This window comes from Bartonella sp. AP36NXGY (genome assembly GCF_042195865.1).
GTDB lineage: Bacteria > Pseudomonadota > Alphaproteobacteria > Rhizobiales > Rhizobiaceae > Bartonella.
In genome coordinates, this window is record NZ_JBHIPD010000012.1 from 1 (window position 1) to 14,651 (window position 14,651).

The window sequence follows — 14,651 nt, forward strand, 5'->3', positions numbered from 1 at the left end:
TCATTCCTTGCGCAAAAGTCACAGCAAAAGGAATTGGTGTGCTGTCTCAAGAGCTTAAAAGACAAAGCATGCATTAAAAGCAACAATTATGGAAAAGAAATACGAATTTACTGATAAAATCGATATAGTTTATAAGCGCCGATTTTTTAATTTTTTATTTGACAAAATACTATCAGTATGTCTATTGTCGAATCAGGTGCCTAGAAAACACCTTAAAATACCAAGCGGATTGGTTGCCGAAATAATCAGTCTTCTGAACATTAAAGATTTTGACTCATTATATGCTGTAGCATATAACGGTCTTGTCGGGTGTAGTTACACTATACAATACCCTCACGGGAAAGGTGTGACGACGGACTTGGTACCGTGTTTTCTAGCACCCGGCACTCTTTTAGAGTGTCAATAGAAAACCTCTATTACCAAGGAGTTCACAGTGAACACACTTATAGAAATTAAAGAAAGCACTGCTAATAGTGCTACCACTCAGACTATGTCGAGTCGTGAAATTGCAGAATTATGTGGTAAAGAACATCGGAATGTTATGCGGGATATTCGGCAAATACTCACTGAGCTCAAAATTGAGCTGAGTGAATTTGCAGGATTCTACAGAGATTCAATAGGTCGTACTCTTCCTTGCTACAATCTTCCCAAACGTGAGTGTTTAATTCTTGTTTCGGGTTACAGCACTGCTTTACGAGCAAAGATTATTGACCGCTGGCAAGAATTGGAAAGACAAGTAGCAACACCACAAATAAATCTTGCCAATGCTTTGGAAAATCCTCTTACGATTAAACAGCTCCTTTTAGAGAGTATCAATCAATTAGAAGACTTAAGAAATGAGGTGAGTACACTCAAGCCTAAAGCAGAAGCTTTGGAAGGTTTAAAACGCTCTGATGGTTTATTCGGTCTTATCGAAGCAGCGAAGATGTTGGAGGTGCGCCCAAAGGACTTAACCAATTACTTGCGTAAACATGATTGGGTGTATCGACGGGCTCCAGGGGCGCCTCTGTTACCTTATCAGGATAAAATCAAAAAAGGTTTCATGGACTGTCCTGCTATCACTATCCAAAGACCAGATGGTACAGAAAAGGTACTCCCTTCAACAAAAATCACATCCAGAGGATTGGCTTGTTTGAGAGAACAGATCTTTGGGGGTGTGCAATGAATACCAGTATCGACTTTTTATGTGATTTGTGGATAGCGTTGTCTCAGTTTATCAATTGTGAATACGTAGATGACAAAGACTGTAGTGACTTGGTTGACATCATGAGCATAGTAGAAAAAGCTTTGATTTTAAAACTTCAAGATGAAATTCCAAATATTACAAAGATTCTAGCAGTTTTAACGGATTTTGGAGATTCAGAGCTGCCCCATAGAATGGATTCTTTGTTGCGAGCTTATGATCCGAGTTTGCAGAAGCCCGTCACGAAAGCGGCTTAGTTTTAAACAATTGATTTCATCTCCTCGTCCTATAGGACGAGGAGGGGATTAAGTAACATAAAAAAGAGAAAGGTAATGAGATGATATTTGATGATGGAGATAGATATGTAACGACACGTGAGTGTGCACAGCTTTTTAGTGTATCCACAACAACGATTCGCAATTGGGTGCTTCAGGGTTTGTTTCCGGAGCCATATAAGCTAGGGAGAGCAGTGAGGTGGAGAAAGAAAAAGATCTTAGCCTTCACTCCAAAGAAAAATAAGGAGCAAATTAGATAAAATTATATAAACTGTAGAAGGTGGTCTAAAAATGGTTATTTAAAGAAAAAAACTGTATATTTCAATATTTTAAACACAAAAAGTGGTGCCCAGACGCGGATTCGAACCACGGACACGCGGATTTTCAGTCCGCTGCTCTACCAACTGAGCTATCTGGGCATGCTTCATAAAAAATATAAAGCGTTTGCGGTTATAACATTAAAATTTTCTCTGTCCAGTCATCAAAAGAAAAATAATTGATTTTTTGATAAGTTTATCTCCCTATTCTAGAGCGTTATCAATGAATCTTTATCATAAAATAAATTTGATAGGTATATTGGACACTTTAGTGTATTGTTATTAGAATGCTGTCTTATCGTGGTGGTGATACGAAAAAAAGTTAAGAGAATCAATCGAGAAGAATGATTAAGAAAGATTTTTTTATAAAGTTTCCCTAAATTTTAAGCATACGAAATAAGAGACAACATTTTTGACTTTTTTCTAAAAAGATTATTGATTAGTCTTTATAATAATTTGTTTTTCTTTATAAAGAAAGAAAAACATCTAAAAGGGGAGAAATAATGATAATGTTACAAAAACCAAGTAATCGTCCCAATAATACTAATTTTTCTTCAGGCCCTTGTAGCAAACGGCCTGGTTGGACTCTTGATGTTCTTAAAAATGCATTAGTTGGGCGTTCACATAGATCTAGAGAAGCAGAATTAAAACTTGCTGAAGTTGTTAATTTAACCCGTGAGATTCTTGAGGTTCCTTCTGATCATCGTATAGGAATTATGCCAGGATCAGATACCGGTGCTGTTGAGGCTGCTCTATGGTCTCTATTAGGTGAGCGTGGCATTGATATGGCAGCGTGGGAAAGTTTTGGGTTTGGGTGGAATAAAGATGTTGTCGAGCAATTAAAGCTTTCTGATGTGCGTCGTTTTGAAGCTCCTTATGGTGAAATACCAGATTTAACACAACTTGACTTTGATCGGGATGTTGTTTTTACATGGAATGGGACAACTTCTGGTGTGCGTATTCCTAATGCGGATTTCATTCCGCATAAGCGGGCTGGATTGACCATTTGTGATGCAACATCGGCAGCTTTTGCGCAATATCTTGATTTTTCAAAATTAGATGTTGTTACTTTTTCATGGCAGAAAGTTTTGGGAGGTGAGGCTGCACATGGTATGGTGATTTTAAGTCCTCGTGCTGTTGAGAGGCTTGAGAATCATGTTCCAGCTTGGCCTATGCCCCAACTTTTCTATATGACAAAAAATGGAAAATTGAACGAAGATATTTTTAAAGGAAAGATCATCAATACACCTTCTATGCTTTGTGTTGAGGATTTTCTTGATGGGTTGAAGTGGGCAAAATCTCTAGGAGGTGCAGCGGCATTAAGAGCAAGGGTTGAGAAAAATTTTTCTGTACTTGATGCTTTTGTTCGCAAAACGCCATGGTTAGAATATTTGGCAAAAGATCCTGAAGTGCGTTCTAACACCGCTATTTGTTTAGATATTGTGGATCCAGTGATTACTGCTTTGGATACGGAAAAGCGAGTATCTTTTATAAAAGCGGTTGTGAAGCGTCTTGATGAGGAAGGGGTTGCTTATGATATCGGTTCGTATCGCGATGCTCCTCCTGGGCTTCGAATTTGGGCGGGTATAACAATTGAGGCTTCCGATCTTGAAATTTTAACACAATGGCTTGAGTGGGCGTTCCAAGTTGAAAAAGCACAGCTTTAAATAATTACTGTTGATTTTCACAACGTGTTTTTAAACAAAAAAGGATACGAGAGATTATGATGATCTTTCGTATTCTTGTATCAGACAAACAGCCTCTAAATATTACATGAATTGTAAAAGATTAAGACGGGGAATGAATGCTTTGTCAGGTGTTGGATACGCACAAATTAAAATCTCTAATGTTTTTACTTTTTGTAGCGAAAATGACAGATTTAAAATATTTGGGTATTTGCTTATCTTTATTATCATAAATTTGAAAATTTAATCACTTGAAGATTGAGAAAAATCTGAAATGAGGAGTCGCACTTGCTCTAAGGTTTCGTTATAAAGAAGAGTTTGTTTTTGAATGCTGGTTTTTTTGACCAAACACGACGGAGAAAGTTATGGCCAATGTAGTTGTTGTCGGTACACAATGGGGTGATGAAGGCAAAGGTAAAATTGTAGATTGGTTGTCTGAGCGAGCAGATATCGTGGTGAGATATCAGGGGGGGCATAATGCTGGCCATACATTGGTTGTTGATGGAGTCAGTTATAAATTATCACTTTTACCGTCTGGTTTAGTGCGTGGCAAGTTATCAATTATTGGTAATGGTGTTGTTGTTGACCCTCATCATTTTGTTGCAGAAGTAAAAAAACTATGTAATCAGGGTGTAAAAATCACACCAGAAATTTTGCGTATTGCTGAAAATGCTCCTTTGATTCTTTCTTTGCATCGTGATCTTGATGCAATTCGAGAAAGCGGTTTATCTGGTTTAAAGATTGGTACAACAAAGCGCGGTATTGGACCGGCTTATGAAGATAAGGTGGGACGTCGTGCTATCCGAGTGATGGATTTAGCAGAAAAAGATACACTTATGGTTAAGATTGAGCGGCTTTTGAGGCATCATAATGCTTTGCGTCGTGGGATGGGTGTTGCAGAGATTGATTCTCGAGCACTTTATGATGAATTGATGCAAGTTGCGGATAAAATTTTGCCCTTTATGGATTGTACGTGGCGTCTTTTAGATGAAGGTTATCGAGGAGGGAAACACATTCTTTTTGAAGGTGCGCAAGGTGCTTTATTAGATAATGATTTTGGAACTTATCCTTATGTAACGTCATCTAATACAGTTGCTGGGCAAGCATGTACAGGTTCGGGGATGGGACCTGATGCAATCCATTATGTTTTGGGTATTGCAAAAGCTTATACTACACGCGTTGGAGAAGGGCCGTTCCCGACAGAGCAGATAAATGATATTGGTGAATTTCTGGGAGTGCGTGGACATGAATTTGGTGTTGTAACGGGTCGAAAGCGTCGATGTGGTTGGTTTGATGCTGTCTTAGTACGTCAGATGGTAACAATTTGCGGTGTTCAAGGTATAGCATTGACAAAACTTGATGTTTTAGATGGTTTGGATGAAATAAAAATTTGTATTGGTTATGAGCTTGATGGTAAAAGGATTGATTATTTACCTTCTTCCATGGGAGCTCAGGATCGGGTGAAGCCTATTTATGCAACATTAGAAGGTTGGAAGGAAGAAACAGCACATGCATTGAGGTGGGAAGATTTACCAGTGCAGGCTATTAAATATATACGCTATATTGAAGAACTGATTAATACAAAAGTGGCTTTATTATCTACAAGTCCAGAGCGTGAAGATACTATTCTTATTACGGATCCCTTTGTTAATTGATTATTGTTTTTAGATTTCTATATATGTTCTCTGTTCGTTTTTGTATCTTTTTACAAAAAAAGTTTTTAAGAGCACGTAAAAGAAAGGTGCAAAATAGCATTGTTTATTTTTCATATTCATTTTACATTATTGCAATAGTTGTACCAATATTAAATGGCAACCAATTTAGAAGGCTAAAATAAAGTTTTTTGGCTTTACTATTGATTTTTTCTCAGTTTAAGAGAGATTATAGAGGAAATGGTAGATTTCGTTGGAATCTTAAAAAAGACAATTAATGCACAAAATAATATTACACCACAAGTGCGTAAGCGGATTTATAAGCGGGCTACCGAAACACTAGAACATCAATTTGTAACAGCAAAAATACCACAAGCAATAGCGGATGAACAAAGAAAGATTCTTCAAAGTTCTATTGCAACTGTTGAAGGAGAATATTTAGCAGTTGAAAAGAAACGGCTTTCTTCAGTTATTGGTTGGAATCCCACAAATATAAATGAAGATAAGAAATATACAAAAAAAACTATATTACCAAAGAATAATGAATTGTCAGAGGTAAACATAAAAAGAAAGCAAGATTTTGTTACACGTTCAAAGGATAACAAGGTATTTGTTGAGCTTTGTGTATCAGATATACCAGATGCAGAGCCTGTTAATATGGAGGCTGATGTGCCTTCTCAGCATGTTAATAGCAGTGTGTTAAAGATTTCTCCTTCGCAGGAAGATAATCCGCATATTGTTTCGCACATTTTTTCTCAGGCTTTACGTCGTGCTAATAAATCGTTAGTGCAAAGGCGTATTGTGATAAGTGCTGTTTCTGTTGTTAGTTTTGTTGTTTTACTTGTTGGTATTTTTTTTGTTGGTGAGCGTGTATTTGTATCAAATGATCATCAGTTTTTAGAAGAAAATCTTCAAGCTTCTCACAGAGTACCAAAGGCATTTCCAATTAAGAGAAAGTTAACACAACGCTTATTAGAGGATGGAAGTGAAATTGATGTTGGTTTAAAACAAGCGATAGATTCTTCGGATGAAGAAGTATTCTCAACAGTTGTTGATAGCAATTTGCAATCGCTTGAAACATCAGGTGAAGCTGTTTTCTATCAAGCACGTACAAATTATGATGCAGAAAAGATAGCAACGGGAAGTGCTCGCTGGACACTTATAAAAGAGTCTCAAGTGAAGGGGTCTCCAGAAGAAACAACTATACAAGGTGATATAACAATTCCTGATGAAGGGATATCATTACGGTTAATTTTACGTCGTAATACCGATCAGTCATTTCCTGCTTCATATATTATGGACCTTATTTTTATTCTTTCGGATAAATTTTCAGGTAAAGCTATAAGCAATGTTCAAGCATTAACCTTTAAAGCAAGTGAACAATCCATTGGACAGGCTTTAACAAGAACCATTGCTGCAAAGATTAACGATGACTTTTTTCTTGTCGCATTGAGTGGAAATCATCCATTTCTTGATCGAAATTTACAATTGATGCGAGAATTAGATTGGATGCGTTTGGTGTTAACGGATAAAAACGGGCGTATAAGTGAATTAACCTTTGCAAAAGGACCAACAGGTAAGTCTATTTTTAATGAAGTTATTGGACAATGGCTTGCACAACAAGATAAGTTAACAGTTCTTGGTCAACAAAATAAAACATAGATGCAAAAAAATAAACGGCTGTGAAGAATTTTCTACGACCGTCTTTATCAATTATATACCAAATATATTAAATAAAGCTTTACATATCAATAAGTTAAAGAATTCTATAGGCTGATTTACAAGTATAAAGCCAAGGCATGCTTTTTTTCATTTTCACATTTAAAGAATGTGCAAACCATTGGCTTTATACTTAACTCTAGGTTTTATACTTGACTTTGAGATAAAGTAGAATCTTTGATAGAGTTTTGCACTTTTTCAAATGCACGCATTTCAATTTGTCTTACTCGTTCTCGACTAATATTAAATTCACCAGAGAGTTCTTCTAGGGTTAGTGGTACATCGTTTAAACGACGCGCTTTAAATATACGCTTTTCGCGTTCATTGAGATTGTCCATGGCATTTATGAGCATGGAACGGCGATTTTCTAATTCACTTTTTTCAATTAAAATTTGTTCTTGATCGTTAGATTCATCCACCAACCAATCTTGCAACTCACTGTTTTCCCCTTCTTTTGTTCGAATTGGTGCGTTGAGTGAAGTATCACCACCAAGCCTACGATTCATTGATACAACTTCATCTTCTGTGACATTCAACTGGATTGCAATTTTTTTCACTTGTTCTGCATTGAGATCGCCACTATCAAGTGCTTGAAGTTTACTTTTTAACTTACGAAGGTTGAAAAACAAACGCTTTTGATTAGCTGTTGTCCCCATTTTCACCAAACTCCAAGAGCGCAATACATATTCTTGGATTGATGCTTTAATCCACCATATTGCATAGGTTGCAAGACGAAAACCCCGCTCTGGTTCGAAACGTTTAACAGCTTGCATGAGTCCAACATTGCCTTCTGAAATGACTTCCCCAATGGGAAGTCCGTAGCCCCGATATCCCATCGCGATTTTAGCTACGAGACGCAAATGGCTGGTTACTAGCCTATGCGCAGCTTTTAGATCATTATGCTCACGGTAACGCTGAGCTAACATATATTCTTCTTTTGGCTCAAGCATTGGAAAACGACGCACTTCTTCCAAGTAACGGTTTAAACCACCATCACCTGTCATTACTGATAATAAATTCATATGGGCCATATAGCACCCTCCTTTTGTTTGAATTCCCTGATAAGGCAAATTCTATGTTTTAGATAGCTAACTATCCTCATAATCTCACTCTAGCATATTTTTCAATTTTGTTCAAAAAAAGATATTTTATTGTGAAATCTTGAGAAGGGGAAAAGTTTCAATTCATTTTTTTAAAAAGTTTAATAAGTTTAGCCATATCTTGAGGCAGTGGTGCGGAAAACGACATAACTTTACCGGTAGAAGGATGTTCAAAAGTAAGACTTGCAGCATGGAGTGCATGTCGGTTGAATTGATCGATTGCATTTCTAATAGTGGAGTTGAATGTGTTTGATTTTGTTTTAAAAGCGTTTCCATAAACTGTATCGCCTATGAGTGGATGCCCAATATGAGTCATATGAACACGGATTTGATGGGTGCGTCCAGTTTCCAAGCGACATTCCAGAAGGCTAGCAAAAGATGTTGAGTCTGCATGAGAGCCATATTTTTCAAGCAGAGAAACATGTGTAACAGCATGACGAGCATAAGGGTTTTGGTTATGGATGACAGCTTGCTTTGTCCGGTTATGGGGCGAACGGCCAAGTGATGCATCAATTGTCCAGACATTGCGCTGAGGTGTTCCCCAAATCAAGGCATGGTAGCGTCGATCTAATGCGCAGGTACGTCCATGATCAGAAAATTGAGCACTGAGACTTTTATGAGCTAGATCATTTTTTGCAACAACCATAACACCGCTTGTATTTTTATCAAGACGATGGACAATACCAGGGCGTTTAACACCACCTATACCAGATAAACTATTCCCACAGTGGTAAATAAGGGCATTAACCAATGTACCGGTCCAATTGCCATTCCCAGGATGAACAACAAGACCGGCTGGTTTGTTAATAACAATGACATGATCATCTTCAAAAAGAATGTCCAATGCAATGGCTTCAGCGCTAGGTTCTGCATCACGAAGGTCCGGCATTTCCAATTCAATTATTTGGTTAGGTTTTAATTTTATTTTGGGTTCCTTTATGAATTGACCATCAATTTTAAGACAGCCTTCACGGATGAGAGTTTGCAAACGCGAACGTGAGAGCACATCATGATATTGTTTTGCGAGCCACTGATCAAGACGTTGCCCAAGAGCACCTTCATCCGTTATTTTCTGTATTACCATACGATTCCTATTAAGTTTTTAATAAGATTTTACCAGTACGAAATTGCTTTACTATCGAGAAATTCTTTAATTCCCCAATGTCCTCCTTCACGAGCGCGCCCAGAAAATTTTACACCTCCAAAGTAGCTTCCACTGGGTAATCCATGTCCATTAACTTCTACCATACCAGAGCGTACTTGTGCCGCAATACGACGACATTTGTTGCGATCTTGCGATTGAATATAGTTTGTAAGACCATACTCAGTCTCATTCGCTAAAGCGATGGCTTCTTCTTCTGTACTAAAAGAAAGAATCGAGAGAACTGGACCAAAGATTTCTTCTTTAAAAATACGCATATGAGGTTTTACATCAGCAAAGACTGTTGGACGGACATAATAACCGCGTTCCATTCCTTTCGGTAAACCAGTCCCGCCTGCAACAAGAGTTGCACCTTCATCAATTCCCGATTGGATAAGATCCTGAATTTTATCATATTGTTTTTTTGAAACGACAGGTCCAATATGATTTCCTTCTTGGCAGTTTGGTCCTACTTTTGTTGTTTCTGCAATATCTTTGGCTATTTTTATGGCTTTGTCATAGATGCTCTGTTCCACAAGCATACGAGTTGGTGCATTACAACTTTGTCCACTATTATAAAAGCAATGTCGTGCACCACGTTGAATAGCATCTGAGTCGGCATCAGCAAAGATAATATTCGCTCCTTTTCCACCAAGTTCCAGACAGACTCTTTTTAAAGTAGCGCTGGCATTTTTAGAAATATCTTTTCCTGCTCTAGTTGAACCAGTAAAGCTGATCATTTCTAAATCTGGATGTGCAGAGAGGTAAGAGCCGACAGTCGCACCATCACCATTGATTAAATTAAAAACACCGGCTGGAAGTGCGGCTTCATCTAAAAATTCAGCAAAAAGCATAGCAGAAAGAGGCGCAATTTCAGAGGGCTTTAACACCATGGTACAGCCAGCCAAGAGAGCAGGAATAACTTTAAGAGTTACTTGATTCATGGGCCAATTCCATGGCGTAATTAATCCTACGACGCCGATAGGATCGTAGTGAAGGATTGCTTGCTCATTTCCCTTTATTAAAGTTTCTTGGAACGAAAACTCTTTATAAGCTTCGATAAAATTGCGAATATGGGAACTTCCGGTTGCAGTTTGCGCATTAAGCGCCATATCAATTGGTGCTCCCATTTCCATTGAAATGGTTTTTGCCATGTCTTTGGAACGTTTTTCGTAGATCTCTAGAATTTTTTCAACAAATCCAAGACGCTCATTTGGTGATGTTGTTTTCCATTTTTGAAAGGCTTCTTTAGCCGCATTAATTGCTTTATCAGCATCTTTTGTACTTCCAAGGCTAATGACAGCACAAGCCTCCTCTGTTGATGGATTAATGACGTCAAAATCGTGAGGAGTGCTTGGCTCATCCCATAGACCATTGATATAAAATTTCCGTTTATTAAACATAATTCACTCCCTTTTTTCTATTTATATTTATGTAATTATGATTGTCTTAGTCTAAGCCTTTTTAAACGAGGATAACAAGGATAATCTTATAAAAACGTGAGAAATTAGATTATATCGTGATAATTGAGCATGGAGAATTCAATAGAGCAATGCTTATTGTATTATTGAGACTAGTTTCTTTTATGAAAAGGGAGAGAAAGAGAGGCATAGACAATTTTCTTGAAGCTTTTTTATCATGAAGTTTTCTTCAAAACAAATGAAATACGAGCTCTATGACACCATAAACTGGGCAATTTATATCGTAAATATGCAAAAGGCAGATTATGAATATGCATTATGGCATTATTTTTTTCATTAAAAAGTAACCATCAGCAAAAGGTTATTAACCTTCGTATGATAGTTTCTACGAATTCTTTTTGAAAAGGTTATTTTTCTCATTGCTATAAATTTGTTGGGTGCCATGCATAATTCGAAAACAAAATCTATTTCTACGTCTTCTTTTTCTGATGATGGTACAAAAGGTGCATCAAGAGAAGATTTATCTGTTAAGATTACTGAGATATTTCCTTATCCGGAAGTGTGGAAAAAGGCATTTGCCCTCGGAAAAAACGTCCGTTTCACGAGAACCCCAGAAGTTGAGATTTTGCGTCGTCGTATAGAAACAGATCCAGTTTTTGCAAAACAGTTTAAAATTTTTACGAAGCAAGATCAAAAAAAAATTACAGATACAGATATTGTACGTTGTAACAAGAAAACAACAAATATTCTTTCGACAAAAAAAGTCATTAATCCTCAATCAATAGAGAATAAAACATCAGTTTGTCATTCAACGGTTCTGAAGCAGTTGTCACGACAAGCTATTCATATGCCGTCAGCAAATATTCCACTTGAGGAGGATAAACAAGAACATAAATTACAAGTGGAAAATGTGCTACAAAAAATAAAACCTGCGTTGCATCTTTCCGACGATGCATTTTTTGAGTGTGAATCTTTGATATTTGAACATGTGGAGACTCAAACATCAAAAGAGGATGGAACATCAATTGACACGACAAATGAAATTACACCGGATATTCCCACAGCCTTTGATGAGTCAATAACGGCTCTTTACCGTGTTCTTGAATACCGCTTTCCACAACTCTATGATTCAATTACATCAGAATCTCCAGCGGAAAGGATGCGAGGTGTTGAGAAAATTTCTGATTTAATGCATACAAATAATGATACTACTAAAGAGTGTCATTCTAAGCTTTCTGTTGAAGATTTTGCTCATACGTTAAGTAATACAGGGGCGTTAAGTGATGCAGGGGCTAGTATAGAGACTGAAAATACCAATAATATTGTCGCCAATAATACTGTTGATTGTATAAACAAAGCCGTCATAAAGAATTCAAAAGATTTTTCTGTGGTGCAAGCAAACAGTAAAACTAAAACATTGCAATCTACTCGTATGCCATTAGGTAATTATGATTCTGCTTTTATGCAAAATATTCAATCTATTGACTGTGATGTTTATGAATTTCCTCCGATCAACTTATTACAGGAACCTGTTTTTCATGAAGGTACGATGATTCCTCAAGAAACATTAGAACGTGGTGCTGGACTTTTGGAAAGTGTTTTGGAAGATTTTGGCATTAAGGGTGAAGTTATCCATGTTCATCCAGGGCCAGTGGTAACAATGTATGAATTTGAACCCGCCGCGGGCGTAAAGTCATCGCGCGTTATTAATCTTTCTGATGATATTGCGCGTTCTATGTCTGCTATTTCTACACGCGTTGCTGTAATTCCTGGACGTAATGTTATCGGGATTGAGTTACCCAATGCGGTTCGTGAAACCGTTTATTTACGAGAATTAATCCAAACACGTTCTTTTCGTGAAAGTGAATTTAAACTTGCTCTTGCTTTGGGGAAGGGGATTAATGGTGAACCGGTCATTGCAGAATTAGCAAAAATGCCTCATTTATTGGTTGCAGGAACAACAGGATCAGGCAAGTCTGTTGCAATTAATACAATGATTTTGTCGATTCTTTATCGTATGACACCAAAGCAGTGTCGTTTGATCATGGTTGATCCTAAAATGTTAGAGCTCTCTGTTTATGATGGCATTCCACATCTTTTAACACCCGTTGTCACAGATCCCAAAAAAGCAGTAACAGCTTTAAAATGGGCGGTTCGTGAAATGGAAGAGCGTTATCGCAAAATGGCTAAGTTAGGTGTGCGTAATATTGATGGTTTTAATGCACGCGTTGCACTTGCAGCTCAAAAAGGCGAAACAATCATGTGTACTGTTCAGTCGGGTTTTGATAAGGAAACAGGGGAAATGCTTTATCATGAAGAAGCCATGGATCTCACGCAGCTTCCTTATATTGTTGTGATTGTTGATGAGATGGCTGATCTTATGATGGTGGCAGGGAAAGAGATAGAGAATGCCATTCAGCGCTTAGCGCAAATGGCGCGTGCGGCAGGTATTCATCTTATTATGGCAACACAACGTCCTTCTGTTGATGTTATCACAGGTACAATTAAAGCGAACTTTCCTACCCGCATTTCTTTTCAAGTAACATCAAAAATTGATAGTCGTACGATCTTGGGTGAACAAGGTGCTGAAACGCTTTTAGGTCAGGGGGATATGCTTCATATGGCAGGTGGTGGACGCATTGTGCGCGTTCATGGACCTTTTGTCTCAGATGAAGAAGTTGAATCCATCGTTGCACATCTTAAAATGCAAGGAAAACCTGATTATTTAGCAACGGTAACAGATAATGAAGACGATAACAAAGAGGATACTTCTGCTGATTCAGCTGCTGAAATTTCTGAGGAAGAAAATTTTGATGAAGAGGGTGAGGAACTTTATAACCAAGCTGTAAAAATTGTTATGCGTGATAAAAAATGTTCAACATCTTATATTCAGCGCCGACTTTCAATCGGCTATAATAAAGCAGCTTCTCTCGTCGAGCGAATGGAAGAAAAAGGCATTGTTGGAGCCGCTAATCATGTTGGAAAACGTGAAATTTTACTCAATGAAGGAAAATAAACAAACGCATTTAAAAATATGCAATTTTTTAAATATCTGACAGTTATTATTTAAATGTGCTTGTTTTATTTTTTTATATAATATTAAAAATTTAAATGGAGAGTAATAAAGCAAAAGCGATCTTTTGTATTAAGACTTCTGATGAGGTAAACAAGCTGATATCAAAGGAGATTATGAGATGTTTTTAACATTTCTAAATGATCTGGAATATAAAGAAATTAAACAAATCTTTATATGAAAACAGATAATTTGTGTTCTCTTTTTTACAGAGAAATTTTTTAATAAAATAGTGCGGTGGCATATTTTTTGTTTTTTCTTTTGTAGCGATTCTAATGAAAGAAAGATCTTTGGGAGATTATTGAGAGCATCATAAGAAAAATGCCCAATATGCAAGTTCTGTTGCATAGGATACTTTAAAGCGTCACGCTGAATTTATTATCATTTGATATTATTGGCTCAAGAAAGATGTTCTTACGAGAAGCTTTATTTGAAAAAGAGATTTTGATAATGCAGTATATTGATTTATAGTAATTTATCATTATTCACAGTGAATAAAAGTCTCAAACATTGTAAGATTTTCTCATTTCAAATCTGTTTCTGTTGAAACAATTAAAACCGTTTTCTTGCGTATCATAATAATGTAGGAGTAAAAAAGTTAAAAAATAAAAAGGCTGCTTATGAACGCCTTCAAATGCCGAGAACTATTGATAACATTAGGGGCTGAAATTAGTATAATGATGGTGCTAACCAGCTCTTTTATAAGTATAAAAATGGTAATGCACAATGCCTTGATATCCTCTATAGGGACTTTTACATTACACCATTTACAGATGACGTCGTAAAATAAGCTTGGGGATCTTGGGAGATATCTTTTCAAAAAAGGCGCATGAATGTGTAAAATAAGTGTATTCTTTTTGAGTACTATTTATGCGAGGGAGATGTTACCATTATTGTAACAAGATTTATTACATAATGGGTGAATAAGCAACAAGAGCTGGAAGCTTCTTTTTATTCTTGTTTTGTTGATGAAACAGTCAAAATTTTGCTACAGACAATTGATATGAGATATCAAGTTATTTTAACCAGAATAGATAATTGTAAACAAATTAGCATTATTCATTTGAGAGTAAATTCAACACTTT

The 14,651-nt window shown here is 36.8% G+C and carries 10 protein-coding genes, 1 tRNA gene and 1 pseudogene; 8 read left to right on the forward strand and 4 right to left on the reverse strand.

The window, feature by feature from the left end; genetic code table 11:
- From ACFINX_RS06190 to ACFINX_RS06205, 4 genes and pseudogenes are all read left to right on the forward strand, one after another.
- Positions 1 to 77: pseudogene (locus tag ACFINX_RS06190) on the forward strand (phage antirepressor Ant); the annotation flags it as partial.
- Between the two features lie 356 nt (positions 78 to 433).
- Complete coding sequence (locus ACFINX_RS06195; RefSeq protein ID WP_375612050.1) at positions 434 to 1,165, forward strand: phage antirepressor KilAC domain-containing protein; 732 nt, start codon at positions 434 to 436, stop codon at positions 1,163 to 1,165.
- Positions 1,162 to 1,440: a hypothetical protein gene (locus ACFINX_RS06200; protein WP_375612051.1), complete on the forward strand. Its 279-nt coding sequence runs from the start codon at positions 1,162 to 1,164 to the stop codon at positions 1,438 to 1,440. Before ACFINX_RS06195 ends, ACFINX_RS06200 begins: the two co-directional genes overlap by 4 nt.
- An 80-nt stretch (positions 1,441 to 1,520) precedes the next feature.
- Positions 1,521 to 1,718 carry a helix-turn-helix transcriptional regulator gene (locus ACFINX_RS06205; protein WP_375612052.1) on the forward strand — a complete coding sequence of 66 codons (198 nt, stop codon included), beginning with the start codon at positions 1,521 to 1,523 and terminating at the stop codon, positions 1,716 to 1,718.
- Between the two features lie 83 nt (positions 1,719 to 1,801).
- Here the strand turns inward: ACFINX_RS06205 and ACFINX_RS06210 are convergent.
- Positions 1,802 to 1,877, reverse strand: a tRNA-Phe gene (locus tag ACFINX_RS06210).
- Positions 1,878 to 2,278: 401 nt separating this feature from the next.
- Here ACFINX_RS06210 and ACFINX_RS06215 point away from each other — a divergent pair.
- The 3 genes from ACFINX_RS06215 to ACFINX_RS06225 all read left to right on the forward strand — a co-directional run bounded on the left by ACFINX_RS06215 (position 2,279) and on the right by ACFINX_RS06225 (position 6,774).
- Complete coding sequence (locus tag ACFINX_RS06215; RefSeq protein ID WP_375613717.1) at positions 2,279 to 3,442, forward strand: phosphoserine transaminase; 1,164 nt, start codon at positions 2,279 to 2,281, stop codon at positions 3,440 to 3,442.
- Between the two features lie 383 nt (positions 3,443 to 3,825).
- Positions 3,826 to 5,115 (forward strand): adenylosuccinate synthase, encoded by a 1,290-nt coding sequence (locus ACFINX_RS06220; RefSeq protein WP_375668493.1) that lies wholly within the window; start codon positions 3,826 to 3,828, stop codon positions 5,113 to 5,115.
- Positions 5,116 to 5,352: 237 nt separating this feature from the next.
- The gene (locus ACFINX_RS06225) at positions 5,353 to 6,774 is read left to right on the forward strand and encodes a hypothetical protein (RefSeq protein WP_375613715.1); all 1,422 of its coding nucleotides are present in this window, start codon (positions 5,353 to 5,355) and stop codon (positions 6,772 to 6,774) included.
- A 203-nt stretch (positions 6,775 to 6,977) separates the two neighbouring features.
- Here ACFINX_RS06225 and rpoH read toward each other — a convergent pair whose 3' ends face one another.
- The 3 genes from rpoH to ACFINX_RS06240 all read right to left on the reverse strand — a co-directional run bounded on the left by rpoH (position 6,978) and on the right by ACFINX_RS06240 (position 10,475).
- Entirely contained in the window at positions 6,978 to 7,862 is an 885-nt protein-coding gene (gene rpoH, locus ACFINX_RS06230; RefSeq protein WP_273790355.1) for an RNA polymerase sigma factor RpoH, read from the reverse strand.
- A 148-nt stretch (positions 7,863 to 8,010) separates the two neighbouring features.
- Positions 8,011 to 9,015 (reverse strand): RluA family pseudouridine synthase, encoded by a 1,005-nt coding sequence (locus tag ACFINX_RS06235; RefSeq protein ID WP_375613714.1) that lies wholly within the window; start codon positions 9,013 to 9,015, stop codon positions 8,011 to 8,013.
- A gap of 29 nt (positions 9,016 to 9,044) precedes the next feature.
- A complete protein-coding gene (locus ACFINX_RS06240) occupies positions 9,045 to 10,475 on the reverse strand; it encodes an aldehyde dehydrogenase family protein (protein ID WP_375650658.1) in 1,431 nt (476 codons plus the stop codon).
- Between the two features lie 460 nt (positions 10,476 to 10,935).
- On the opposite strand from ACFINX_RS06240, the gene ACFINX_RS06245 reads away from it, so the two are divergent.
- Positions 10,936 to 13,509, forward strand: coding sequence for a DNA translocase FtsK (locus tag ACFINX_RS06245; RefSeq protein WP_375612059.1), 2,574 nt, complete (start codon positions 10,936 to 10,938; stop codon positions 13,507 to 13,509).
- The last annotated feature ends 1,142 nt before the right edge of the window (positions 13,510 to 14,651 follow it).

What these genes read in the sequence shown, in the direction of transcription:
- ACFINX_RS06215 (WP_375613717.1), top strand. Translation starts at nt 2,279, where the DNA reads ATGATAATGTTACAAAAACCAAGTAATCGTCCCAATAATACTAATTTT.
- ACFINX_RS06245 (WP_375612059.1), top strand. Translation starts at nt 10,936, where the DNA reads ATGCATAATTCGAAAACAAAATCTATTTCTACGTCTTCTTTTTCTGAT.
- ACFINX_RS06240 (WP_375650658.1), bottom strand. Translation starts at nt 10,475, where the DNA reads ATGTTTAATAAACGGAAATTTTATATCAATGGTCTATGGGATGAGCCA.
- ACFINX_RS06235 (WP_375613714.1), bottom strand. Translation starts at nt 9,015, where the DNA reads ATGGTAATACAGAAAATAACGGATGAAGGTGCTCTTGGGCAACGTCTT.
- rpoH (WP_273790355.1), bottom strand. Translation starts at nt 7,862, where the DNA reads ATGGCCCATATGAATTTATTATCAGTAATGACAGGTGATGGTGGTTTA.
- ACFINX_RS06205 (WP_375612052.1), top strand. Translation starts at nt 1,521, where the DNA reads ATGATATTTGATGATGGAGATAGATATGTAACGACACGTGAGTGTGCA.
- ACFINX_RS06200 (WP_375612051.1), top strand. Translation starts at nt 1,162, where the DNA reads ATGAATACCAGTATCGACTTTTTATGTGATTTGTGGATAGCGTTGTCT.
- ACFINX_RS06220 (WP_375668493.1), top strand. Translation starts at nt 3,826, where the DNA reads ATGGCCAATGTAGTTGTTGTCGGTACACAATGGGGTGATGAAGGCAAA.
- ACFINX_RS06225 (WP_375613715.1), top strand. Translation starts at nt 5,353, where the DNA reads ATGGTAGATTTCGTTGGAATCTTAAAAAAGACAATTAATGCACAAAAT.